25 protein-coding genes and 2 pseudogenes are annotated in these 24,945 nt (G+C 37.8%); 24 read left to right on the top strand and 3 right to left on the bottom strand.

The window, feature by feature from the left end; all coding sequences use genetic code 11:
* Positions 1 to 45: 45 nt before the first annotated feature.
* The 18 genes and pseudogenes from MKX65_RS01575 (at position 46) to MKX65_RS01655 (ending at position 15,041) form a co-directional block, all read left to right on the top strand.
* Positions 46 to 1,689, top strand: coding sequence for an ABC transporter permease subunit (locus tag MKX65_RS01575; protein ID WP_160549857.1), 1,644 nt, complete (start codon positions 46 to 48; stop codon positions 1,687 to 1,689).
* A complete protein-coding gene (locus tag MKX65_RS01580) occupies positions 1,690 to 2,382 on the top strand; it encodes an ATP-binding cassette domain-containing protein (RefSeq protein ID WP_160549856.1) in 693 nt (230 codons plus the stop codon).
* A 29-nt stretch (positions 2,383 to 2,411) separates the two neighbouring features.
* A pseudogene (locus tag MKX65_RS01585) lies at positions 2,412 to 2,661 on the top strand (fructose-6-phosphate aldolase); the annotation flags it as partial.
* Positions 2,662 to 3,010: 349 nt separating this feature from the next.
* The gene (locus MKX65_RS01590) at positions 3,011 to 3,313 is read left to right on the top strand and encodes an urease subunit gamma (RefSeq protein ID WP_160549463.1); all 303 of its coding nucleotides are present in this window, start codon (positions 3,011 to 3,013) and stop codon (positions 3,311 to 3,313) included.
* An 18-nt stretch (positions 3,314 to 3,331) separates the two neighbouring features.
* On the top strand, positions 3,332 to 3,646 hold the full coding sequence (locus MKX65_RS01595) for an urease subunit beta (RefSeq protein WP_340901936.1): 315 nt from the start codon (positions 3,332 to 3,334) through the stop codon (positions 3,644 to 3,646).
* A 4-nt stretch (positions 3,647 to 3,650) separates the two neighbouring features.
* Positions 3,651 to 5,360: an urease subunit alpha gene (ureC, locus tag MKX65_RS01600; RefSeq protein WP_160549460.1), complete on the top strand. Its 1,710-nt coding sequence runs from the start codon at positions 3,651 to 3,653 to the stop codon at positions 5,358 to 5,360.
* Positions 5,361 to 5,370: 10 nt separating this feature from the next.
* The gene (ureE, locus tag MKX65_RS01605; protein ID WP_160549458.1) at positions 5,371 to 5,817 is read left to right on the top strand and encodes an urease accessory protein UreE; all 447 of its coding nucleotides are present in this window, start codon (positions 5,371 to 5,373) and stop codon (positions 5,815 to 5,817) included.
* On the top strand, positions 5,810 to 6,499 hold the full coding sequence (locus MKX65_RS01610; protein ID WP_340901939.1) for an urease accessory protein UreF: 690 nt from the start codon (positions 5,810 to 5,812) through the stop codon (positions 6,497 to 6,499). The genes ureE and MKX65_RS01610 overlap by 8 nt, the downstream gene beginning before the upstream one ends.
* A 26-nt stretch (positions 6,500 to 6,525) precedes the next feature.
* Positions 6,526 to 7,140, top strand: a complete 615-nt coding sequence (ureG, locus tag MKX65_RS01615) for an urease accessory protein UreG (RefSeq protein WP_340901940.1) — start codon at positions 6,526 to 6,528, stop codon at positions 7,138 to 7,140.
* Positions 7,137 to 7,952, top strand: coding sequence for an urease accessory protein UreD (locus MKX65_RS01620; protein ID WP_340901942.1), 816 nt, complete (start codon positions 7,137 to 7,139; stop codon positions 7,950 to 7,952). Before ureG ends, MKX65_RS01620 begins: the two co-directional genes overlap by 4 nt.
* Before the next feature lie 48 nt (positions 7,953 to 8,000).
* Positions 8,001 to 8,663: an urease accessory protein UreH domain-containing protein gene (locus tag MKX65_RS01625; protein ID WP_340901943.1), complete on the top strand. Its 663-nt coding sequence runs from the start codon at positions 8,001 to 8,003 to the stop codon at positions 8,661 to 8,663.
* A 183-nt stretch (positions 8,664 to 8,846) separates the two neighbouring features.
* Positions 8,847 to 10,115, top strand: coding sequence for an urea ABC transporter substrate-binding protein (gene urtA / locus MKX65_RS01630; protein ID WP_340901944.1), 1,269 nt, complete (start codon positions 8,847 to 8,849; stop codon positions 10,113 to 10,115).
* Between the two features lie 155 nt (positions 10,116 to 10,270).
* Positions 10,271 to 11,176, top strand: coding sequence for an urea ABC transporter permease subunit UrtB (gene urtB / locus MKX65_RS01635; protein WP_340901945.1), 906 nt, complete (start codon positions 10,271 to 10,273; stop codon positions 11,174 to 11,176).
* A 21-nt stretch (positions 11,177 to 11,197) separates the two neighbouring features.
* Positions 11,198 to 12,289: an urea ABC transporter permease subunit UrtC gene (gene urtC / locus MKX65_RS01640; protein WP_340901947.1), complete on the top strand. Its 1,092-nt coding sequence runs from the start codon at positions 11,198 to 11,200 to the stop codon at positions 12,287 to 12,289.
* Positions 12,243 to 12,998 (top strand): urea ABC transporter ATP-binding protein UrtD, encoded by a 756-nt coding sequence (urtD, locus tag MKX65_RS01645; protein WP_340901949.1) that lies wholly within the window; start codon positions 12,243 to 12,245, stop codon positions 12,996 to 12,998. Before urtC ends, urtD begins: the two co-directional genes overlap by 47 nt.
* A gap of 4 nt (positions 12,999 to 13,002) precedes the next feature.
* Complete coding sequence (urtE, locus tag MKX65_RS01650; RefSeq protein ID WP_340901950.1) at positions 13,003 to 13,701, top strand: urea ABC transporter ATP-binding subunit UrtE; 699 nt, start codon at positions 13,003 to 13,005, stop codon at positions 13,699 to 13,701.
* Between the two features lie 187 nt (positions 13,702 to 13,888).
* Positions 13,889 to 13,996 (top strand): annotated as a pseudogene (locus tag MKX65_RS26990) (DUF2089 domain-containing protein); the annotation flags it as partial.
* A gap of 88 nt (positions 13,997 to 14,084) precedes the next feature.
* The gene (locus MKX65_RS01655) at positions 14,085 to 15,041 is read left to right on the top strand and encodes a hypothetical protein (protein WP_340901952.1); all 957 of its coding nucleotides are present in this window, start codon (positions 14,085 to 14,087) and stop codon (positions 15,039 to 15,041) included.
* Positions 15,042 to 15,477: 436 nt separating this feature from the next.
* On the opposite strand, the gene MKX65_RS01660 is transcribed toward MKX65_RS01655, so the two are convergent.
* On the bottom strand, positions 15,478 to 16,668 hold the full coding sequence (locus MKX65_RS01660) for an aminotransferase-like domain-containing protein (protein ID WP_340901954.1): 1,191 nt from the start codon (positions 16,666 to 16,668) through the stop codon (positions 15,478 to 15,480).
* A gap of 239 nt (positions 16,669 to 16,907) precedes the next feature.
* Between MKX65_RS01660 and MKX65_RS01665 the strand changes: the two genes are divergently transcribed.
* The 6 genes from MKX65_RS01665 to nikE all read left to right on the top strand — a co-directional run bounded on the left by MKX65_RS01665 (position 16,908) and on the right by nikE (position 22,751).
* Entirely contained in the window at positions 16,908 to 17,480 is a 573-nt protein-coding gene (locus tag MKX65_RS01665) for a helix-turn-helix domain-containing protein (protein ID WP_340901955.1), read from the top strand.
* A 153-nt stretch (positions 17,481 to 17,633) separates the two neighbouring features.
* Positions 17,634 to 19,259 carry a nickel ABC transporter substrate-binding protein gene (nikA, locus tag MKX65_RS01670; RefSeq protein WP_340901957.1) on the top strand — a complete coding sequence of 542 codons (1,626 nt, stop codon included), beginning with the start codon at positions 17,634 to 17,636 and terminating at the stop codon, positions 19,257 to 19,259.
* Between the two features lie 19 nt (positions 19,260 to 19,278).
* On the top strand, positions 19,279 to 20,223 hold the full coding sequence (nikB, locus tag MKX65_RS01675) for a nickel ABC transporter permease subunit NikB (RefSeq protein ID WP_119706396.1): 945 nt from the start codon (positions 19,279 to 19,281) through the stop codon (positions 20,221 to 20,223).
* Positions 20,220 to 21,050, top strand: a complete 831-nt coding sequence (nikC, locus tag MKX65_RS01680) for a nickel ABC transporter permease subunit NikC (RefSeq protein ID WP_340901959.1) — start codon at positions 20,220 to 20,222, stop codon at positions 21,048 to 21,050. Before nikB ends, nikC begins: the two co-directional genes overlap by 4 nt.
* A gap of 20 nt (positions 21,051 to 21,070) precedes the next feature.
* Positions 21,071 to 21,901 (top strand): nickel import ATP-binding protein NikD, encoded by an 831-nt coding sequence (gene nikD / locus MKX65_RS01685; RefSeq protein WP_340901960.1) that lies wholly within the window; start codon positions 21,071 to 21,073, stop codon positions 21,899 to 21,901.
* Positions 21,902 to 21,932: 31 nt separating this feature from the next.
* Positions 21,933 to 22,751 (top strand): nickel import ATP-binding protein NikE, encoded by an 819-nt coding sequence (nikE, locus tag MKX65_RS01690; RefSeq protein ID WP_340901961.1) that lies wholly within the window; start codon positions 21,933 to 21,935, stop codon positions 22,749 to 22,751.
* Between the two features lie 381 nt (positions 22,752 to 23,132).
* Here the strand turns inward: nikE and MKX65_RS01695 are convergent, their stop codons facing one another.
* On the bottom strand, positions 23,133 to 24,314 hold the full coding sequence (locus tag MKX65_RS01695) for a DUF4317 domain-containing protein (protein ID WP_340901963.1): 1,182 nt from the start codon (positions 24,312 to 24,314) through the stop codon (positions 23,133 to 23,135).
* Between the two features lie 146 nt (positions 24,315 to 24,460).
* A complete protein-coding gene (locus MKX65_RS01700; RefSeq protein WP_340901964.1) occupies positions 24,461 to 24,859 on the bottom strand; it encodes a YbaN family protein in 399 nt (132 codons plus the stop codon).
* Positions 24,860 to 24,945: the final 86 nt, after the last annotated feature.

Genomic DNA, 24,945 nt, shown 5'->3' on the forward strand with positions numbered 1-24,945 from the left:
GGAGCCCAGTGGAATGGTTTTGTATTAATGTAGGGATGTGTAGTCATGAAATTCGTTCAACAAGTAAAAACACAAATAAATATGTGGGCAATATTAAGTTTCGTTTTTATTTCTATTATTCTATTACCTAATATCCTCATTGCAATTCATTTTTTTGGAGAGTCAAATGAGAACTGGTTTCATATAAAAGAATATTTACTTTTTGATATTTTTTATAATACGGCCATTTTATTAGTTTTTACTGGATTTACAACAATCATTATTGGCACCAGTTTAGCCTGGATGGTTACGGTTTATAAGTTCCCGCTTCGAAACTTTTTTAGATGGGGTTTAATATTGCCTCTAGCGATACCACCTTTTATTGGTGCATATACTTATCAAGGGATGGTTAATTATACAGGATTTATTCAATCAATCCTTCGCAACACCTTTGAGCTTCAAGTAGATCAAAAATATTTCAGTATGATGTCAATGGAAGGTACGATTTTTATCTTTACAATGTTTCTCTTTCCATACGTTTATGTCATTACAAAAAGTTTTATTGAAAATCAATCTTCCTCCATTATTGAAAACGCTCGATTGCTAGGAGCAAATTCTTTTGAAACGTTTGTTAGAGTGGTACTACCTATTTCCAAGTCAGCCATCTTTGGTAGTGCAACAATTGTTATGTTAGAAGTAATTAATGATTATGGGGTTGTAAAATATTATGGCATTCAAACATTTATTACATCAATCTTTCAGACTTGGTTTGCAATGGGAGATAAAGACTCTGCCTTTAAATTAGCAGGAACATTGATGGTCGTTGTTATTTTCATATTAATAATTGAAAAGGTCATACGTGGTCGAAAGCAATTTAGTTATTCCACAACAAAAGTTAGACCTATTCAGCCAAAGCAGTTAAAAGGGGTAAAAGCCTGGTTTGCTTTTAGTTATTGTTTTACTATTTTTAGTCTTGCATTCCTTATCCCATTTGTACAATTAATCTTTTGGATGTTAATGACATATGAGAGAATCTTAACAACAGAATTTTATACACTAGTCAAAAATTCCCTTCTTGCTGCTTCAATAGCTGCAATAATCATTGTTAAAGTAGGGTTAATCATAGCTAATTACTCACGTATTCACAGGGGGGGGTTACCTAAAGTTCTTTCAAGAGTGACAGTTTTAGGCTATTCAGTCCCTGGTGCAGTTATAGCAATTGGCGTTATTTCTATTTTTCTAATGATAGACCGTAATCTTGGGACTCTATTTAAGCAGCTTGGTTTCGATACAACCTTTGTGTTGCGCACGAGTATCGTGATGCTTATTACTGCTTATGTAATTCGCTTCTTAGCAGTTGGTTATAATTCGATTGAAGCCGGTTTTGAAAAAGTTGGTACTACTTTTACAGAAGCATCAAGAACTCTTGGTTTCTCAACATTTCGTACTTTTTTAAAGGTAGACATTCCTATGGTGAAGGGGGCCATTATTGGTGGATTTATTCTTGTCTTTGTTGATATTTTAAAAGAATTACCATTAACGATGTTACTTCAGCCATTTAATTTTCAGACTCTAGCTACAAGAGCTTTTCGCTACGCCAATGACGAAATGATCAGTGAAGCTGCATCTGCATCATTATTAATCATTTTAGTTAGCGGGATTTGTATCTTTATTTTTCATAAAGTACTTGATCGAGGGGAGCATAATTAAATGTTTGTACAAATTGAAAATCTCGTCTATCAATATGGAAGTGCAAGTCAGCCAGCTATCAATAACTTTTCTCTACATTTAAATCAAGGGGAAATCATCGCAATTCTTGGTGAGAGTGGTAGTGGAAAAAGTACAATATTAAGATTACTTGCAGGATTAGAAACACCTAAGTCTGGTGTGATAGTAATCAATGGTCAGAAAATGGTTGATGGGCATACTTTCATTCCACCAGAGAAAAGGGGAATAGGTATGGTTTTTCAAGACTATGCTCTTTTTCCACATATGACGGTTGAAAATAATATAAAATTTGGTCTTCGTCATATGAAGAGAAAGCAAAAGCAGGAAAGATTAAACGAAATGTTGGAGCTAGTGAACCTTTTGGATTATAAAAAACGATATCCATATGAACTAAGTGGGGGACAACAGCAAAGGGTGGCACTTGCGCGAGCTTTAGCTCCAGCACCTTCTCTATTACTTTTTGATGAACCTTTCAGTAATCTAGATGGAAGTCTTCAAATGAAAATTAGAAGTGAACTGAAGGAAATCCTCAAACAAACAAAAAGTACGTCAATTTTTGTCACCCACGATCAAGCAGATGCGGCTGCATTGGCAGATCGTACAGTTCTGGTTGAAAAGGGTGTTGTAAAAAGTATATCAAAGGTTGAATCGCCTAACGGTTATTCCTTAATATAAATGTGGAAGAGCAGCTTAATGAAGGCCCATATGTTTCCCCATTTTTAGGCAATTGATATATTTCTGAAGAGGGTACAAATAATAACCAAGGTCGCTGAAGTAATCCGCATTCAAAACTTAGACTCACAAATTATTGCGGCTTCTGATCGACATCCCGATTATGTAACTCCTGTAGCTATGTCTGGTGCTCACATTGCAATGGTTCTTTATAGTGTCATTGAGCAGCTTTCTAAGCATCCACTAACCGATGGAGGTCTGGGGAAATTTGCGGCAGATTAGGAAAAAGTGAATAATAAATAAGATAGCATTTGGTTTGATTGGTATGCTTATAATATAGAAAAAGAAGCTTTTCACAAGTTCACTGAACTTTTGGGAGGCTTCTTTTTTTATTTTCTTGGATAACTTAGGGATACACATTCTTCGTAATCTGAGAATTCGTATGACCAAGAGGGTAAAGTTTTTTTGAGTTATATACCAGCCCTACTCGTCCCTGGGTCTCGTTTTTTTATTTTTTAAAATATTGTAAAAAAATCCAACATATGTTACCTTATTTATATGTTAACTTTCCTCACGTCGCATGTTAACTAATGTGCGAATGGGGGAGCTGTTGAATGAAAGGGTGAGATAAATGAAGCTTACTTCGCGGGAAATGGAGAAATTGATGGTGGTTGTAGCGGCTGATTTAGCACGGCGTAGGCAAAAGAGAGGGTTGAAGCTTAATTATCCAGAAGCTGTCGCAATTATTACATATGAAGTCCTTGAAGGTGCGCGAGACGGGAAGACTGTGGCTCAGTTAATGCAGTATGGTGCCACGATTTTATCGAGGGAAGATGTAATGGAGGGTATTCCTGAAATGATTCATGATATTCAGGTGGAGGCAACTTTTCCAGATGGGACAAAGCTTGTGACGGTACATGACCCCATACGTTAATAAGAGGAGGAGTAGCGAATGATCCCTGGTGAGTATGTGTTGAAAAAAGAAGTGATTGTATGCAACGAAAACAAACAATCGAAGAAAATCCAAGTTCTCAATAGAGGAGACCGCCCGATTCAAATAGGATCGCATTTTCATTTCTTTGAAGTCAATTCAGGTTTACACTTTGACCGTGAACAAGCTTTTGGAATGCACATTAATATTCCTGCTGGTACTGCTGTACGTTTTGAGCCTGGTGATCAAAAGGAAGTAGAGCTTGTTCCGTTTTCGGGCGAACAAAAGGTCTACGGTTTAAATAACCAAACAAATGGTTCGGTAGTTAGGAGGTAGACTAATGAGCTTTAAAATGTCGAGAAAGCAGTATGCTGATATGTTTGGCCCAACAGTTGGGGATGCCGTCCGTTTGGCAGATACCGAACTATTTATTGAGATCGAAAAAGATTATACAACATATGGAGACGAAGTGAAGTTTGGCGGTGGCAAGGTGATCCGGGATGGAATGGGGCAGCATCCCTTAGCAACTAGAGCCGAGAGTGTCGATTTAGTATTCACCAATGCCATTATTCTCGATTATACAGGCATTTATAAAGCTGATATTGGTGTGAAGGATGGTTATATCGCTGCTATAGGTAAAGCGGGAAACCCGTTATTGATGGATAATGTTGATATTGTTATTGGTGCTTCTACGGAAGTAATTGCTGCAGAGGGAAAAATAGTAACTGCGGGTGGGATTGATGCTCATATTCATTTCATTGCTCCTGGGCAGATTGAGACGGCCCTTTCCTCAGGAATCACGACCATGTTAGGTGGAGGTACAGGTCCTGCAACAGGCACTAATGCAACCACTTGTACACCGGGGCCATGGAATATTCATGGGATGCTTCTTGCTGCAGAAGAATACCCTATGAACCTAGGATTTTTAGGCAAGGGAAATTCTTCAGATGAAAAACCTCTTATTGAACAGATAGAAGCAGGAGCTATTGGCTTAAAGCTTCACGAAGATTGGGGAACAACTGCCGCAACGATTGATACTAGTTTAAAAGTAGCGGATCAATTTGATATTCAAGTGGCTATCCACACAGACACTTTAAATGAAGGAGGGTTTGTGGAAGATACCTTGGCTGCTATTGATGGTCGGGTGATCCATACCTACCATACTGAGGGTGCTGGAGGTGGACATGCTCCTGATATTATTAAAGCCGCTGGATATTCAAATATTCTTCCTTCATCTACAAATCCAACCCGTCCATTTACAGTAAACACACTTGAAGAACACCTAGACATGCTGATGGTTTGTCATCACTTGGATCCGAGTGTACCGGAGGACGTTGCTTTTGCGGATTCAAGAATTAGAAAGGAAACCATTGCCGCTGAAGATATATTACATGATCTAGGTGTGTTCAGTATGATTTCATCAGACTCGCAGGCAATGGGACGTGTGGGTGAGGTGATTTCCCGTACGTGGCAAACAGCCGATAAAATGAAGAAGCAACGAGGCAAGCTGCAAGAGGACCTCTCAGTAGGAGATAACTTTCGGGTGAAAAGATATATTGCCAAATACACCATTAACCCAGCGATTGTACATGGTATTTCGGAATATGTGGGATCAGTGGAGGTTGGTAAATTTGCAGATTTAGTTTTGTGGGATCCAGCCTTTTTTGGGGTGAAACCAGATCTTATTCTAAAAGGTGGGATGATTGCTCATAGTATAATGGGTGATCTAAACGCGAGTATTCCTACTCCTCAGCCTGTCTTATATCGCCCGATGTTTGCGAGTCATGGAAGCTTGAAGTATCGAACATCCATCACATTCGTTTCTAAGGCTGCATACGAAAACGGTGTTCATAAGAAGTTAGGACTTCAAAAAGAAATAAAGTGTGTTTCAGGAATACGGAACATATCCAAAAAATCAATGATATTTAATGATGCAACACCAAATATTGAAGTAGATCCGCAAACATACGAAGTTCGTGTGGATGGGGAATTAATTACATGTGAACCTGCTGAGGTTGTTCCGATGGCCCAGCGTTATTTCTTATTTTGAGGTGGATAAAATGATCATTGAAAAAGTGCTAGGTAATGTATCGACAATGGAAAAAAGAACTCCGCATGTTGAACGTGTTTATTTGGAAAGTGATTTATTGGTCAAAAGAATCCAACGAGTTGTTACAGACCATGGGAGAGAAATTGGAATTCGTCTAAAGGATAATAAAGATTTGGTTGATGGTGATATTCTTCATATGGATGAAAAAAATATGATTGTTATTTCGGTGAAAGAGGATGATGTGCTGGTAATCATGCCAACTTCGATTGGACAAATGGGTGATATTGCACATCAGTTAGGAAATCGCCATCTTCCAGCCCAATTTGAAGGTGATGAAATGTTGGTTCAGTATGATTACCTTGTCGAGGAATTACTTAAACAGGTAAAGGTACCTTATAAACGAGAAAATAGAAAAGTGGGTCAGGCGTTTCGTCATATAGGACATAGTCATGGATAATGATTTAATGCCTTTACTACAATTATGTGATTCTAATTTTCCTTCTGGTGCATTTTCGCACTCATTTGGATTAGAAACATATATTCAAGAGCAAGTGATTGTAGATAAGGACAGCTTTAAAACTGCGATTTCTACCTTTGTGGATAAACAATTAGTCTTCTCAGATGGACTTGCTTGTAGACTATCATATGAAATCTTGGAATCTAGCAGAGATATGAATGAGCTGCTCGAAATTGATCGTCTATTGTTTGTATCGAGTCTTGCGAAGGAAACAAGAGAGGGTAATCGCAGAATTGGGGAACGAATGGCGAAGCTGTGTATGGATTTATACTCTTCAACTACCTTAGGGGAGTATTTCCATTCTATAAAAAATAAACAGGGCTACGGTCATTCGGCACTTGTGTTTGCGTTTGTGGCCCATCACTTGCAAATAGATAAGGAGAAAATTCTCTCAGCCTACCTATTTGCCTCTGTGTCATCACTTATTCAAAACGCCGTTCGAGGTGTGCCACTAGGTCAAACAGATGGTCAAAAGCTATTGGTCGAAATGCAAGTGAAGATTCACGAGGCCAAAAATAGAATTATGACACTAACAAAGGATGATTTAGGTGCGGTAAGTCCGGGCTTGGAAATTGCGCAAATGCGTCATGAGAGGCTGCCTGTACGATTATTTATGTCTTAAATAAACGTTATGAAGGAGAGAAGAAGATGGAACCGATACGAATTGGAGTTGGTGGTCCAGTTGGGGCCGGTAAAACAATGCTAGTCGAAAAATTAACGAGAGCAATGAATGAAGAGCTGAGTATGGCGGTTGTGACAAATGATATTTATACAAAAGAAGATGCGAATTTTCTAATTAAAAATGGAGTATTGCCTGAGGACCGTGTGATTGGTGTGGAAACTGGCGGATGTCCTCATACAGCTATTCGTGAGGATGCATCTATGAACTTTGCGGCTATTGATGAGCTAATGGAACTGCATTCGGATTTAGAATTGATTTTTGTGGAAAGTGGTGGAGATAATTTAGCCGCAACCTTTAGTCCGGAGTTGGTTGACTTTTCCATATATATCATAGATGTTGCCCAAGGGGAGAAAATCCCTAGAAAAGGTGGGCAGGGGATGATTAAATCAGATTTATTTATTATTAATAAGATTGATTTAGCTCCGTATGTGGGCGCAAGTCTAGAGATTATGGAAAGCGATACGATTGCAGCGAGAGGAGAAAAAGCATATATTTTCACGAATTTGAAGGATGGAACTGGTTTAGATAAGGTCGTTGATTGGATTAAAAAGAACGCATTATTAATGGGATTGGGTTCATGAGCTACACAGGAGTTTTAGATCTATTCGCCTCTAAAAAGAATGAAAAAACGATTATCTCATCGTGCTATTATGAGGGTGCTTTAAAAATAGCGCGTCCAATCTACCTAGAGGGAGATTCGCCTTCTATCTATCTCATTCATGTGGGTGGAGGGTATGTTAATGGAGATTCTTATTTCACTCAAATACAGGTAGATGACAGTGCTCATCTCCTGGTTACTACACAATCGTCAACAAAGGTGTATAAAACTCCTACTGAACCTGTACGTCAGCAAACAAAAATAAAACTTGGATTTGGAAGTGTACTAGAGTACATTCCAGATCCTTTGATTGCGTATGAAGACGCTCGGTTTATACAAGAAACAGAGGTTGAAATAGAAAGTGATTCGTGTTTTTTATATAGCGATATCATTACTCCTGGCTGGGCAAAAGATGGGAGTTTTTTTAAATATGATTGGATTCGGTCCAAACTTAAGATTTTTAGAGATGGACAGCTCGTGTTATTTGATCATCTTTTATTAGAGCCTGATCATCAAATGAACGGAATTATGCAAATGGAAGGATATACTCATATAGGAACATTCATCCTCATTCATGAGCAGGTGAATAAAAAGTTTTTAGATAAGCTTTATTCTCATCTTATTGAAACCTTTTCTGATGTTCATTTAGGATTATCAGCAGTACCTGATCAAGGGGGGATTCTGCGAGTATTAGCCAATCATTCTGGAATCATTGAAGCAATCATAGCAGAAGCCCAGACGTACAGCAGGCGTGTGTTATTAAATAAGGAATCAATTCTTTGGCGGAAATATTAAAAAACATCAGAGAATGCTTAAAAAGGTCTTAATTATTGGGGGATTATCATGGAAGATGTAGGGTTGTTGTCTATTTTGTGGATTGGCTTATTTCTAGGTATAAAGCATGCGATTGAGCCGGATCATGTGATCGCTGTGTCTACGATTGCGAGTCAAAGTCAAAGGCTTTTAAGATCGTCTTTAACAGGAGTATTTTGGGGGATTGGCCACACGGCGACATTATTTATTGTGGGGATTACGATTATTTTACTAAAGGGAGAGATCCCGGAAGTATGGTCGATGTCACTAGAGTTTTTGGTTGGGATCATGCTTGTCTACTTCGGGGTAGCATCCTTTATGGCTAAAAAACATAAGGATCACGAAGGGGCAATGAATAAACAAGGAAACAAGGAAGTTTCATACGGGAAGTCTCTGTTTATGGGGGTTATTCACGGTTTAGCAGGAAGCTCTGCTATGATTATTTTAACGATGAGTACGGTAAGCTCGATTTGGGAAGGTGCCCTTTATATTGGGATTTTTGGTGTGGGAACAGTAGTAGGGATGCTATGCTTTACTACCATTCTTGGAATTCCGTTTATTTTATCGTCAAGGAAGGCAACTATTAATAGGCGGTTTATTCAGGCTACAGGAATTATAAGTGCCGCATTTGGAGTTTATTATATGTATAATTTAGGAATCTCAGAAGGTTTGTTTAAGTTATGGATTTCTTAAGGTTGAGGTTAAGAGGTTGTAAGAAAAAGCACTTGTTGTCTAATTAGGCATCAAGTGCTTTTTGGTTTTTGGGGAAAATAAAAACTATGTTATATTACCTCACATGGTAATGGAACAACGTTTGTAAGGTTGGTATCATTGAATTGTCAGAAAATTTTACATATAAAAATGGGGGTTGAAAAAATGAAAGTAAAACAGTTTTATCTTTTTTTACTAATGGTAGCTTTTACAACGATCATTTCAGCGTGTTCAGGTAGTAATGGTGCATCTGCTCCGGAAGAGGGAAGCTCGGGATCAACTGAAGGTTCTTCTGATTCACAAGAAGATGTGATTGAAGTAGGAATCTTGCATTCTTTAAGTGGCACCATGGCGATCAGTGAAACATCTGTACATGATGCAGAATTATTAGCAATAAAAGAAATTAATGCAAACGGAGGCGTTTTGGGTAAGCAAATTAAGCCGGTTATTGAGGATGGCGCATCAGATTGGCCTACATTTGCAGAGAAAGCGAAGAAATTATTACAGCAAGATAAGGTTGCAACCATTTTTGGTGGCTGGACGTCTGCAAGCCGTAAAGCCATGCTTCCGGTGGTAGAAGAAAGTAATGGGTTACTATGGTACCCAGTTCAATATGAAGGGATGGAAAGCTCTCCAAACATCTTTTACACAGGTGCAGCTCCAAACCAACAAATTGTACCTGCTGTTGATTGGTTACTAGAAAATCGTGGTACAAAATTCTACTTATTAGGATCAGATTATGTATTCCCAAGAACAGCAAATGCAGCAATTAAAGCACAACTTGAAGATGCGGATGCAGATTTAGTGGGTGAGGAATATACACCACTAGGGCATACAGACTATAACACTGTTATTGCGAAAATAAAAAGTGAAAAACCAGATGTGATTTTCAATACGTTAAATGGTGATAGTAATGTTGCATTTTTTAAACAATTAAAGGATGCAGGTATTACGTCAGAAGATATTACTGTGCTTTCAGTTAGTGTTGCTGAAGAAGAAGTCCGAGGGATTGGTGCAGATGTGATTGCAGGTCATTTAACGAGCTGGAACTACTATCAATCGACTGAAACTCCTGAAAACAGTGAGTTTGTCGCAGCCTACAAAGCAGCTTATGGAGAAGATCGTGTAACAGCAGATCCAATTGAAGCCGGTTATTTTGGAGTTTATTTATGGGCTGCTGCAGTAGAAAAAGCTGGAACAACAGATGTGGATGCTGTAAAAGAAGCTGCTAAGGAATTAGAATTCCAGGCACCAGGTGGTCTTGTAAAGGTTGACGGTGAAAACCAGCATGTTTATAAGACTGTAAGAATTGGTGAAGTACAGGAGGATGGACAAATTAAAGAGTTATGGAATTCAGGTGAACCAGTAAAACCGGATCCATTCCTAAAGGGATTTGATTGGGCAAGCGGGTTAGCTGAAAGCTTAGGTCAGTAATCATTTTATTAGATTCATATTTTTAAAGATTTATAACATAAGGTACTTGTTGAACGAACTAAATTAGATAGAGGTTTGAATAGCCTCTATCTACTTTTTTTTCAATCTTTAGAAATTATAACTATCAAAATTGTTTTGTAGAAAGGAGCAAGGATATGAGTGGTACAATATTAACCCTTTTCAATGGATTAAGCCTTGGTTCCATTTTATTATTAATTGCTCTAGGGCTTGCCGTTACCTTCGGTTTAATGAAGGTTATTAACATGGCTCATGGAGAGTTAATTATGATTGGGGCATATGTAACATATGTGATTCAATCTCTTTTTTTAAAGTATGTCCCTGAACCATTTTTTGATCTTTACTTTTTGTTATCCATTCCTATCGCTTTTTTTATTGCTGCAGGATTCGGTATTTTACTAGAGGTATCGTTGATTCGATTTTTATATAAACGTCCTTTAGATAGCTTATTGGCAACATATGGTGTTGGTTTAATGCTTCAACAATTAGCAAGATCGATCTTTGGTGCACCTAATGTTGGTGTACAGAGTCCTAGTTTTTTAAATGGTGGACTTACGATAGGTACGCTTGTTTTGCCATACTCACGCCTTTTTATTTTAAGTCTTTCAATCTTATGTCTTGTTGCAATTTTTCTTTATTTTTATCGAACGACTAATGGTAGAAGAGTTCGTGCTGTTATGCAAAATAGACAAATGGCAGAATGCTTAGGTGTTCAAACAAGAAGGGTGGATTTAGCGACTTTTGCGATTGGTTCAGGTTTTGCTGGTATTGCGGGCTGTGCCTTAACCTTATTAGGTCCAATTGGTCCAACCATTGGTACATATTATATTATCGATGCGTTTATGGTAGTAGTGGTTGGCGGAGTTGGTGCTCTTGTGGGAGCAGTGGTTGGTGCATTTGGAATTGGATTTTTCAATACCGTCTTTGAATTCTTCACTTCTGCTACAATCGGGAAAGTGCTGGTATTTATGCTAATTATCGCATTTTTACAATGGAGACCTTCTGGACTTGTCAGTTCTCAATCTAGAGCACTTGACGAATAGAGATAAGGAGCGGTGATTTTTATGGGGAAAATAATAAATCAATCGATATTTAATAAAAAAAATCTTCTATTGTTAGGTTTTATCGTGTTACTTATAGCGCCCTTATTTCTAACAGATTTCCGTCTGAATCTTCTCGGTAAATACTTAGCTTTTGCTATTTTAGTTATTGGTTTGGACTTGTTATGGGGTTATACAGGTGTACTGAGTTTAGGACACGGGATTTTCTTTGGGATTGGTGCCTATGCTATGGGAATGTATTTAAAGTTAGAGGCCTCCGGTACTACTAAACTTCCTGATTTTATGGCATGGAGTGGTGTGCAAGAGCTTCCATTCATTTGGGTGCCATTTCAAAATCCAATCCTAGCCATCCTATTAGGAATATTCATTCCCTTAGTAATTGCATTGCTACTTGGACTGTTAACGTTCCGTAATCGTATTAATGGAGTTTATTTCACCATCTTATCTCAAGCATTAGTCGTAGTTGTTGTCACTCTTTTTGTAGGCCAACAAGGTTTAACGGGTGGAACAAATGGCTTGACAAGTTTCAGTACCATTTTTGGATTTTCGCTAGCATCTACAACAACGCAGACTGTTATTTATCTTATTACAGCTGCTGTTCTGGCAATTGTTTATTTTGCTAGTAAAATGCTGATTAATGGACGCTTAGGGCAGGTGTTAATCGGTATTCGAGATGGGGAAAATCGCCTTCGGTTTTTAGGATATGATCCTGCCATCTTCAAAACTTTTATTTATGCTTTATCGGCTGGAATTGCGGGATTAGCTGGGATGTTATTTGTTCTTCAGGTAGGTATTATTTCACCAACCATGATGGGAATTATTCCTTCTATTGAAATGGTGCTATGGGTTGCATTAGGGGGACGAGGTACACTGATTGGTCCAGTGCTAGGAGCGATTTTAGTAAACTGGGCAAAAACAACCTTTAGTGAGTCCTACCCGGATATTTGGTTATATTTCTTAGGACTTATGTTCGTGATTGTCGTTGTGTTTTTACCAGACGGTTTGATGGGACTATTTAAGAAATTCCAAAAAAGGTGGATTGGTTTACATGATAAACAGCCAAACAGTGCTAGAGTCGAAAAAAATTACAGTTGAATTTAGTGGATTCAAAGCAATTAGTAATTTGGATTTTAAGGTAACAGATAATAAAGTTCATTTCTTGATTGGACCAAATGGAGCAGGTAAGACAACTTTATTAGATGTTATTTGTGGGAAAACGCAAGTGAGTCAAGGGAAGGTTGTGTATATGGAGGATCAAAATCTAGTGAAACTAAAGGATTTTAAAATCGTCCATATAGGAATATCTCGAAAGTTCCAAACTCCTTCTATTTTTCAAAACTTAACTGTGTATGAAAATTTAATCATTGCCCTAAAGCAGGATAAGGGACTCTGGGCAACAATTACAGCAAAAATAACAAAAAATCAACAAAAAGATATAGAGGAGATGCTTCATTTAACCGGATTAATAGAAGAAAAGGATCAGCAGGCGGGTGCTCTATCACATGGGCAAAAGCAATGGTTGGAAATTGCGATGGTTTTATTACAGGATCCAGGTCTGGTGTTACTAGATGAACCTATTGCAGGAATGTCTAAAGTTGAAAGACTGAAGACAGGAGAAATGATTCGTGAAATTGCAAAGGATCGAACCGTATTAATTGTTGAGCATGATATGGATTTTGTAAAAGAGTATGCAGATATCGTGACGGTGATGCATGAAGGACAATTACTTTGTCAAGGTTCCATGGAAGAGGTTCAAAATGATCCTCGGGTTCGTGAAGTATACCTTGGACGAAAGGAGGATTAATATAATGCTAGAACTGGAAAATTTAGAGGTTGGTTACGGTGAAAGCATGGTGGTAAGGAATATACAGCTGAAGGTAAAGGAAAGCCAAGTGGTTTGTATTATGGGACGGAATGGTGTTGGTAAAACAACATTATTAAAAGCCATTATGGGAATTTTATCACCGAAAAGTGGCAGTATTCTTTTTAAAAATGATAATATCACCAAGAAAAGTCCTTCGTATCGTGCCATAAAGGGGATTGGTTATGTTCCACAGGGTAGAGAGATTTTTCCGAAGCTTACGGTTTATGAAAACTTATTAATCGGTCTAGAAGCAAGTGGTGGGACAAAGAAGAATGTAATTCGAGAAGATATCTATGAATATTTTCCGATTTTAAAGGAATTTAAGAATCGAAATGGTGGGGACCTAAGTGGAGGTCAACAGCAGCAGCTAGCCATTGCGAGAGCTTTGGTTTCTAACCCATCTTTCTTGCTATTAGATGAACCAACAGAAGGAATTCAGCCTAATATTGTTGCAGATATTCAAAGAGTTATTCGGGATATTAAAGAAAATAGTAAAACATCCATGATTTTAGTAGAACAAAATTTGGACTATGCGAAAAGTGTAGCAGATTACATTTATGTCGTTGATCACGGATCAATCGTGTATGAGAGCTCGGTAGATAAGATACAGGATGAAGATGTATATCGGTACTTGAGTGTTTAAGAAGGAAAAGAGGTTCAATAATAATCTTTAAAGGGGTTTTGAAAATTAAATTCAAAAAAGGAATCACCCACAGACTTAAGTGCTGAGGTGATTTTTTTATCTAAAAACTCATAAAAATAGACAAATTGTTAGGTGGAAAAAGAAAGTTGATATCCTAAATATACACGTGTTAGACAGAATTAAATAATCATCCCTTGGATATGTACAAAAGAAAAATGAAGTTAATGAGAAAAAAGTTGTCACCATGTTAGAAAATGGCGAAATCACCCCTGAGGAAGCTATTAAGCCTTTATAATATGAATAAGATTGAAACTTACTTAAGATTAAATCGTATACATAAGGTGATAAAGAGAATAAACATGATTTGGAAAGGGGAGAGGGCCATGGAATATTTTATTGGTTTTATGATGATCGGACTTTTTTTACTGATAGGAAGTACGTTGTTTTCTAAAGGAAAGAAAAAATCCTTAAGGAATGACCCAATCCCAGAACAGCTAGGTTTACAGGTAGTAGAAGGGCTTCCGATTGTAAAAAAGCTGGACCAATCATTGCCCAACTTTTATATAGACAATGTGAAAAATCGTGTCTTACAGAGTCATCCGAAATGGAAGGATCATGAGTTTGACTGGGGAATGTTTGAGTTAAAGCGGTATTTCTTGATGAATAGTCTGTTAAAAACAGTCCCGATGTTTAGTCATCATGTGGATGAAATTTGGCATGAGATGCTAATGTTTACAAGGGATTATGAGAAGTTTTCCAAAGACTTTTACAATGATACACTGCATCACACACCTAATATGGATAGCACACCCATTCCAGGAGAACGAGCATTTTTTGATTGGGTATATATTAGTCTATTTGAAGTAACCACGAACAGTAGAGCGATCTGGGGGAGTTTTTTACAGAACCCTATTAAGCGTGAGATTTTAGATGATTTCGTCCTATTGCCTGAAGAGGAGTTACTATCAAAATATTTTAGAAAAAATGAAGATTGGTTGGATGTGAAAAGATATTTAATTCGTAAAATGAAAAGTGAGATTCATGAGGCTGAGCAGCAATACACGGACTCTAAGGAGTTTGCTCCATATCCCTCAACTAGTAACGCCCACATGTATTCATTGGCAGCGGGGGCAGCTGTCTATTATTCATTGTACGATGAGGAAGAATTTCATGAGCAGATGAGCGAAGTCGTTCCTGAAGAGTACCAAAAAGCAGCTCCTTTCGGTGGAGGATCTTCATGTTCTGGCTTTGCTTGTAGTAGTGATTCACACGATTCAGGTGGTGGTGGAGATTCAGGAGGTTCCAGCTGCTCTAGTTGTGGAGGTGGGTGTAGTAGTTAATTTTCATAAAAGCTGATTCCCGCATCTGGGTTCAAGAGGGTCCGCACTTATCGGTTGGTCACTATGGTTTAGCAGAAACAGCACCCGAGTTGATAAATAGACGGAGAAATTCCGTTTAATTAGAAATGATGATTAAAAATAAGCTAAATAGAAGGAGAGATTCCGCCTATTGGCTAGAAAAGTTTGAAAAGGGGAGATTTTGCTTAGCATAAGCGGAAAACCTTCCCTTATTTTCCCCGAAATGAGCTCCATTCTGTATTTAACCGAAAAATCTCCGCTTGTTTGCTGGTTATTCGATTAAGGATAAGACACCCATTTCACTCAGAAATTCAAGAGAACCTCATTTTAATGCATGACGGTAAAATGTACCACAAGTAAATGGGATTTTTGTTTTCCTAATAAATATAACTCGCCAATTATGGCGAGTTATACTTTTTTATTTCACTACCTCAGGCTTCAGTAAAACACTGATCAACCGGTCCATTCCAAGTTCAATGGTTTCAGGAGTTGAATGGCTAAAGTTTAGTCTGAATGTGTTGTTCTTTGGCTCATTCACGTAGAAAGGTGCCCCTGGAACAAAGGCAACTCCTTTTTCCACTGCTTGGTTTAAAAGAGCCGTTGTGTTTAAATGCTCATTCCCTTCTACCCAAATAAACATTCCGCCTTTTGGTTCCTTCCATTTGAATAAATCGGGCCCTAATTTATTTAAATAATCTCTCATGATCGTCATGCGTTCATAGTAGACACTTCTGATTAAATCGATATGAGAAGCAAGGTTGAAATCACGTAATAAATAATAAAGAGCTTGCTGGTCGATCGAACTGGAATGTAAATCATTCATCTGCTTCGCTTGTACCATCATATTGATGACTTCCGATGGTCCAGTTACCCAGCCTGTACGTAACGCAGGAACCACAGACTTTGAAAATGTACTCGTATAGATTACATGGCTATGATCATAGTCAAAGGAGGCTACTGGAGAATATCGTTCTTCTGGATGAAATTGAATATCCCCGTATGGATCGTCCTCTAAAATAAGGACATTATTTTCTTGGCAAAGGCTTAATAGCTTTCGACGTCTCTCATCGCTCCAGACCTTCCCGTCCGGATTAGCAAAGGTTGGAATGACATAAACAAATTTAGGACTCCATGTTTCCAATTTCTCTTTTAAGTCTTCAGGTAACATCCCGTCTTCATCGCTGCTAACGGAAATGACATTTGCCCCGTAAGATCTAAAAACCTGGAGAGCAGCTAAGTAGGTTGGATCCTCTGTAAGGACAACATCTCCGGGAGTCAGCATGATCCGTGAGAACAAGTCAATGGCTTGCTGAGAGCCTGTTGTTACGAGAATATTGTCAACAGCAGATGAAATTCCTCTATCCGCCATCTTTTCTTTAATGGCTTCTCTAAGCGGAACAAATCCTTCTGTTAACCCATATTGCAAAGAAGAATTTCCTGAAGCAAATACTTTCTCGTAAGCAATCTTTACTTGTTCAATAGGAAAGATATCTTCTGCTGGTAATCCACCAGCAAAGGAGATCACGTGTCCTTGTTGAGTAACCTTAAGAATGTCTCTAACTGCAGATGATGCATAGTTTTTAGTTTGGGGTGCAAATGAATAATGCATGGTGGTCGCTTCCTTCTATTAATATTGTGTTAGTTGATTAAAGTAAAATTAAATCGGTATATAATATATTGTTATAAATAGTACAATATAACATCCAGGTTGTGCAACGGTTTTTTTAAAATATTTAGAAAAATTAAATAAATATTTGTAATAAAAGGTCCGTGTATTGACAATTTTCTGACTAGTGATAAAAATATTATAATAACATATTGCGAACTGAAATGAAGGAGCAAAAGTAAATGGATAAAGATTTATTAACTGTCCAAATTGGGGAACGACTGCGGTATTTCCGGCAACAGCGTCATTTGACGTTAGAAGATTTGGCTGAGCTAACAGGTGTTAGTAAACCAATGATTGGGCAAATTGAGCGTGGCACCTCTAACCCTACTGTTTCGACTCTTTGGAAAATTGCAGCAGGACTTCAGATTCCTTTTGCTTCTTTCTTAACGACGAATCCCTCAATTAAAATTAATAAAGTAGAAGAACAACCTTTTTTTACGGATGATGATGATTTATTTGAAGTTTACAATACCTTTTCATCTCCTGGTATTCCATTTGAACTATATAGGGTTCGTTTGTTACCGGGGTGTAAGCATTTTTCTGAACAAAGTGGAGCGGGTACACTGAAGTCTATTACGGTCCTTTCCGGAAGGTTAACGGTGAAAATTGGAGAGGAAGAACCTTTTACGATTGATGAGGGGGATTCTGTCTCCTTTACGACGGATATTTCTCAAATCTATGAAAATGCTTCGGACAAGTTATGCGAAATCAATATGGCAATATATTACTCTCGTACACAAGTACAAATTTAGTTTGCCAGGCCTAGCTTAGAATCTACCTATATTTCTTATATTAGGGGATGGATAGGAATACTTTGTGACAATTCCAAATTATATTGACAATGAGTAACTCCAACTCTATTATTGATAATGGTTATCATTATCAACTTAGGAGGAGCAAATAGTATGTCAAACCGCATAACAAAGAAACCCGTTTTAATGATGTCTGTGATCATTCTTATTCTATCAATAGCATTACTTGGTTGTTCAAATGATTCAGTAGAAAATGAGAGTACTGCAGGTGAAAGTGAAAATGTGATTACTTTCGCTTGGCCAAGAGATATAGGTGAACTGAATCCACATATGTACAATCCATCACAATTATTTTCTACATCGATGGTATATGAGCCTTTAGTAAGTTATGGTGATGGCGGAGAGCTAAAGCCACATTTAGCAGAGACTTGGGATATCTCTGCGGATGGGAAAGAATATTTGTTCCATTTACGTAAAGATGTCAAATTTTCGGATGGCACGAGTTTCAATGCAGAGATTGTGAAAAAGAACTTTGATGCTATACTTAATAATGTCGATTTACACAGTTGGTTAGGATTTATTTCAAAGATTGCTCAAACAGAGGTTGTTGACGAGTATACGTTTAAATTAACATTAACAGAACCCTATTACCCTACTATTCAGGAGTTAGCTGTTGTACGCCCTGTACGTTTCCTTGGAGAAGCGGGTTTCCCTGAGGATGGTGATACTTCTAAAGGTGTAGAAAAGCCAGTTGGGACAGGTCCGTGGGTATTGGAAGAATATAAAGTCGATGAATACGCTATTTTTACACGTAACGAAAATTATTGGGGAGAAGTCCCGAGTGTTGAGCAAATTAAGGTTAAAGTTGTCCCAGATGCAGAAACACGCGTACTTGCCTTTGAAAAAGGGGATTTAGACCTTCTTTATGGTGAGGGGGTTATTAGTATAGATTCTTTTAATCAGTTAGAATCGACTGGTTCCTATGAAACTAGCATATCTGAACCAGTTGCTACTAGGCAGCTTGTGATGAATACGAATAAAGATCAACTATCGGATGAACGTGTCCGTCAAGCTTTACACTATGGATTTAATAAAGAAGCTTTGGTTGAGGGAGTGACATCTGGCTTAGAAGAGAAGGCAGACTATATCTTACCGACAAACCTCTCTTACACTTCAGAGGTGGCTGCAACCAAGGTTGATTATGATGTTGAAAAAGCGATGCAATTATTAGATGAAGCCGGCTGGAAGTTGCCAAAAGGAAAAACGGTTCGTGAAAAAGATGGGAAACCACTAGAAATAGAGTTAATGTATAACTCAGCTGAGTCGATTCAAAAAACAATGGCTGAAACCTTGCAATCAGAATGGGCAGGATTAGGTGTAAAGCTAAATATTGCCGGAGTTGAGCTTACCACTCAAGTAGAAAGATTTAAAGCGAATGAGTTTGAAATGAACTTCTTTAGTAACTATGGGGCACCATATGACCCACATTCTTTTGTAAACGTCGTTGCTACAGAAGGATTTGGGTTTAACGAAGCGATCTCAGCTTATCCTAATAAGGAAGAGATACTAAACCAGATTGCTCAAGTAACAAAAACAACAGATGAAGCAGAACGTCAACAACTATACACAGAGATTTTAGGCTCATTGCAAGAGCAGGGTGCAATTGTACCTATTTCGTATATTAAGAAAATAGCTATTTATCAAAAAGATGTTTCTGATTTTACATTCCCTGCGAACCGAGATGAACATCCATTTACAGGAATTAGTGTAAAAGAATAAACAACAGGAGGAGGTTTTTATGGGGACTTATGTCTTGAAACGAATCATCACCATTGTTCCAATTTTTCTTATAGCCACTTTAGTCACATTTGGAATGATCAATCTATCACCAGTAGATCCTGCAGAGGCTTACTTTGCTACAGCACATATCCAGGCAACTGACGAAATGTTGGAACAAAAAAGACATGAGTTCGGATTAGATCAACCTCTTCTTATTCAATATGTGAATACCATCATTAAGATATGCCAATTTGATTTTGGCATATCTTATGTTACGAATAAGCCTGTTTGGGAAGAGATTTCCTCTCGATTGCCAGCAACGATTCAATTAACGATAGGGAGTCTTTTGATCGCTATTTTAGTAAGTGTACCTTTAGGTTTTTTAGCAGGTATAAAGAAAAACAGTGGAATGGACCATTTTAGTCGATTCCTCTCTTTTATTGGAGCATCCATTCCATCATTTTGGCTGGGATATTTATTTATTTTCTTCTTTTCTGTTAAATTAGACCTTTTTCCGGTAGAAGGTACCGGTACTTGGAAACATTTGATTTTACCTTCAGTCACCTTGGCATTCCCTTTAATTGCTTTATATACCAGACTATTACGTGCAAGTGTTCTAGAAAATTTACAAGAGTCTTATGTGCTTTTTGCTAGAACGAGAGGGTTTCATGAAAAAATGATCATGGGAAAGCACGTATTACGAATGGCTATCTCTCCAATGATTACGGGACTGGGAATGAATATAGGAAACTTATTGACTGGGGCGATCATTGTAGAGGCCGTCTTTTCATGGCCAGGCTTTGGACGGTATTTTATTGATGCCATTTTTAACCGTGATGTTCCTGTTATTCAAGCCTATGTATTATTGGCAGCGGGTGTCTTCCTTATAAGCAACTTAATTGTCGACCTGGTCCAAATGTATATTGACCCACGTATTTCTAGAAAAGGAAGGCAATATCAATGATTGCAAAGCTTCAATATCAATTAAAAAGCCAAAAAGTGATTGTTATTTCTTCTTTTATATTGTTCGGATTATTTATGATTACGCTCTTTGCTCCTTGGCTTGCACCCAATGACCCTATCGCAGTGAATTTAGCTCACAAACTTCAGCAACCTTCATGGGATTACCCATTAGGAACAGACCATTTAGGCCGATGTACATTTTCCCGTATTCTTTATGGTGCTCGCATCTCTCTCGGTTTTGCCATGCTTATTTTTATTTCGGCTTTGAGTATCGGATTAATTATTGGGATCATAGCAGGGTATAAAGGTGGTTGGGTGGATCAGTTACTAATGAGATTTGGTGATGGCTTAATGGCGATTCCAAGCCTATTGCTTGTCATTGGTTTTGTTGGTATATGGGGAGCGGGTCTAAAACAAGTCATTTTAGGATTGATACTCGTACAATGGGTTTATTACGCTAGGGTCATCCGAGGCATGGTACTAAGCCTGAAAGAACAGAATTATATTACGGCAGCTAAAATCAGCGGGTCCTCTACATGGACCATTATGAAAAAGCATATTATTCCGAATGTCATTCCTTCTCTAGCGGTAATGGGAACATTAGAAATGGGCTGGGCCATTATGAATCTGTCATCGATGTCCTTTTTAGGATTAGGGGTCCAACCTCCTACACCAGAGTGGGGAGCTATGATTCTAGAAGGAAAGTCATATATCAGAACGAATCCAGCTTTGATGCTTTACCCAGGTTTGATGATTATGATCGTGGTTGTTACCTTTAACTTATTAGGAGAAGCACTAGCAGAACGATATGGGGTGAAAAGTTGCTAATAAAAAAGGACGGTTGAAAAATGGAATCAAAAGAGCGATTCATTTTACATGTTCGAGATTTACATGTAGAAGTCAGAACAAAAGAAGGTTCTTTCAAACTGGTGGAGGACATTAATTTTGGAATCAAAAAAGGAGAGATCCTTGGTTTAGTTGGAGAGAGTGGGAGTGGTAAAACCGTTACAAGTATGTCTATCTTACAGCTTCATGATAGAAAAAACATACAAATGACGGGGAGTATAACCCTACACGATCGAGAATTGAATGGCTTGAAAAACAAGGAGATGCGAAAGATCAGAGGGAAGGATATTGCTTTTATTATGCAAAATCCGATGAATGCTTTTACTCCTGTTTTTACAATTGGTCATCAATTTATAGAAACCATTCAGGCTCACACTCCATTGAATAAAAAGGATGCTAGAGAGCTTGCGGTTGATGTGATGGAAAGTGTCAATCTGCCAGAACCGGAGAAATTATTAAAACTCTACCCTTTTCAACTAAGTGGAGGTATGCTCCAAAGAGTGATGATTGCTATGGCAGCATGTTTAAAACCGTCTGTTATCATTGCAGATGAGCCGACTACAGCCCTTGATCTTCACAGCCAATTATTAGTTCTTCGTCTGTTAGAAAAAATCCGTTTGGAACATGGAACATCGATCTTACTTATTTCTCATGATCTTGGAGTGATTTCGGAAATGGCTGATCATGTCATCGTGATGAAACAAGGGAAAATAGTAGAAAAGGCCAATGTGCTAGAGTTATTTGATAACCCACAACATGAATACACTAAGAAGCTATTAAGGACAAGGCCTACCTTATATTCTAAAAAACAACCTTATACTTATACGTTGTGAATACTGTCTGAAATTCCAGGAGGTGAAACCAATGAGCTTATTACAGGTTAAGCAAGTGAATCTAAGCTTTCATTCGAAAAGATTTTTTAAAGGCAAGGATCAACCAAAAGTTCTAAAGGATATTTCCTTTGATATTCAGGAAGGAACCTGCTTAGGATTAATAGGTACTAGTGGCGCTGGTAAAAGCACGTTAGGAAGAGTCATTCTTGGAATTCAACGTCCAGATCAAGGTCAGGTTTTATTTCAAGGACATGATATTTACAAGGCTGATAAACACACTAGACAAAAAATCCGTCGAGATCTCCAAGTAGTTTTTCAAGATTCCTATTCATCGGTTAATCCTCGGATGACAGCTGAAGCGATAATCAGTGAGCCATTAGAGAACTATGAAAAACTAACCATAGAGGAACAAAGAAGAAATGTGATTGAACTATTGGAAAGAGTAGGCTTAAGTGAAAGGGATTTAAAAAAATACCCGCACCAATTTAGTGGTGGACAATTGCAAAGGATAAATATTGCTCGAGCCATCGCTTTGAAACCGAGGTTGATTGTTCTTGACGAATCCGTAAGCAGTTTAGACATGGTCACGCAAAGCTTAATCTTACAATTATTAAGCGACTTAAAGGATGACTACGGCTTAGCGTATCTATTTATCACACATGATATTAAAGCAGCATTTTCCATTTCAGATCAAATAGGCATGCTTGAAAAAGGGGAATTACTAGAACTCTACGATTCAAAAGACGAATTCTTTGCCTCCAAGCACCCTGTAGTGAAACGGTTAAGGGATTCTGTTCTTTCTGAACATCCGCGCTTTCGTACGATTAGGACTTGGGAGAATAGGGTGTAAAGATTCCCCTCTATTAAGTTACTGAAAATCTTCAGAAAAAAAGTATTGCCATTACAAAATTCCTAAATAAGATGTCTTATTCTAAATCGAGTAGCCAGCAGTATAATAAGCGGAGTTTTTCCGGTTAGATGCAGAATGGAGCCCGTTTCGGGGTAAATAAGGGGAGATTTTCCACTTATGGATAACAAAACCTCCCCATTTTAATGTTTTTCAAGTAAATAGGCGGAATTTCTCCGTCTAATTATGCTATTTTTTATCCTAGTTACCAATTAAGCGAAATATCTCCGTCTATTTATCAGCTCGGGTTCATAACCTGATTCCCAACCGAAAAGTATCGTTTTATATTTATACACCAGTATCTAGCTAAGATTCACGAATTTATTACTCGTTTGAGCTCCCACCAAAAGCCTCTGGAATCATCGTAAATCCTTCAATCACCGTATCTTCTTCTACTTCAATCATCAGGTATCGTTTCCCAGCAAGATGGACTTGTTTGACGTACCGTAAATCTTGTGGGCTAATGGAAATATTAGCGATTTTTGTGCTGATTTTAATGGATTTCGAACTGAACTTCGGTAAGATGTTACTTGCTTTGATCTCATATTTGTCATCATCTATGATTTTTTGGAACGCTGCTTCTACTTTTTCCGTGTTTATATCTTCAATACCACTCATCGTTAACACACGTTCCACGTCTTTGGTATCTAATTTTGGTTGCTCTTCCTCTTCGTTTTCGACGATCATTCGATTAATCTCTTCATACACATTCGCAAGTGTGGAGGTATTTAGCTGATCTCCTGTAACATCTTTAATAATCTCTTCAAAAACGATTTTATCATCTTGTGCCGTCATGATTTCTTCACCATTTAACACGTCCTCGATGAATGAATAATCAGGTTCATGCACTTTTCCTGCTGAATAAAGAATATGGTTCACATCTGCTGAATTATCAGTGAAGGCAGGGAATAGAAAGCCAGCGATGGGGGCGTTCAAGTTAATAATGGGATCCACAACAAAATGGTATTTGAACTCTCTTTCTACATAATCAAAGAGCAGCTCTTTTTTCGGCTCCTGGGTATTATTTATGCTACAAAGAATAAAGGGATGAGAGTAAACCCTATCTCGTTCGCTTTCCTCAGCTTCTTCATTTCGGCGTTTTGTAGGTTTTAAATATTCTGCACGTATAAATGTAACGACAATATCCATTTCGTATTGTCTGTTCAAGAGCATTTTGCCTACGATTTTCAGCATTTGCTCTTTCCAGTCTTCCACATCATTGCTTAGTAACCCCTGATGCAAAATGAGCTGGCTACTATTTTCAGCATTCCGTTGAAATTTTAATTCGAAAAGTTTCTCATCCATTTGACCAGCAAGTAACTTCTTAAAATTACCCATAAATAATTCTTGTTGATCTTGGTCAAGCATGGCAAAAGGTTGACTTTCGTGATGATAAATATCACTTGAGTCTTTCATAATATAGACATTGTAAATATCGCTGATTTTAAGTAAATCATTATTTATTTTGAATTGTTTTCGGATGTTTGCTACGTCTTTTTTGTTCATTACTTATTCCACTCCTAAGCTACGCTAATTGCATTTCAACGTGATATATAAGTATTCATCCTCTTTTGGACATTCACTTATTTTAACATAATTTGTGATGTGGAAGGCTGTTTAATCCAAGTTATATCATAGAAAAACCACTTCCTCTAGGAAGTGGTTTCATGCTTGTCAATCGTTTTGATTTTCTTGATAAAATAGTAATGCTTGTAGAGGGCTGTTCCCACTAATATGATTTGAACGAAAAGGATGTCCACATAAAGGATGGAAAATAGGATGAAGGTATCAGCAATCAAGTTGATCCGTATTTTCTCTTTCCGTGTGAGTCCTTTTTTCTGGAGAAACCGGACCACATATTTTTCATAAAGAACGGTATTCTTGAACCAATTTTCAATCCTTTTAGAACTTTTAGCAAAGCAATAAGAGGCAAATAACAAAAATGGAAGGCCTGGCAGTACCGGGAGGATAATCCCTGAAATCCCAATTCCTAAGGAGATAAATCCAATAAGGAAAAATAGAATGCTTTTTATATTTTTAATGGTAATCACCTTACTTTACCGAGAGATATACTATAAGCTATAACACAAATAGTGGTATATCTCCAGACATCTATCTCCTTTTTTCAGAAAAAGTA

Origin of the sequence: Robertmurraya sp. FSL R5-0851, assembly GCF_038002965.1 — a bacterium.
GTDB lineage: Bacteria > Bacillota > Bacilli > Bacillales > Cytobacillaceae > Robertmurraya_A > Robertmurraya_A beringensis.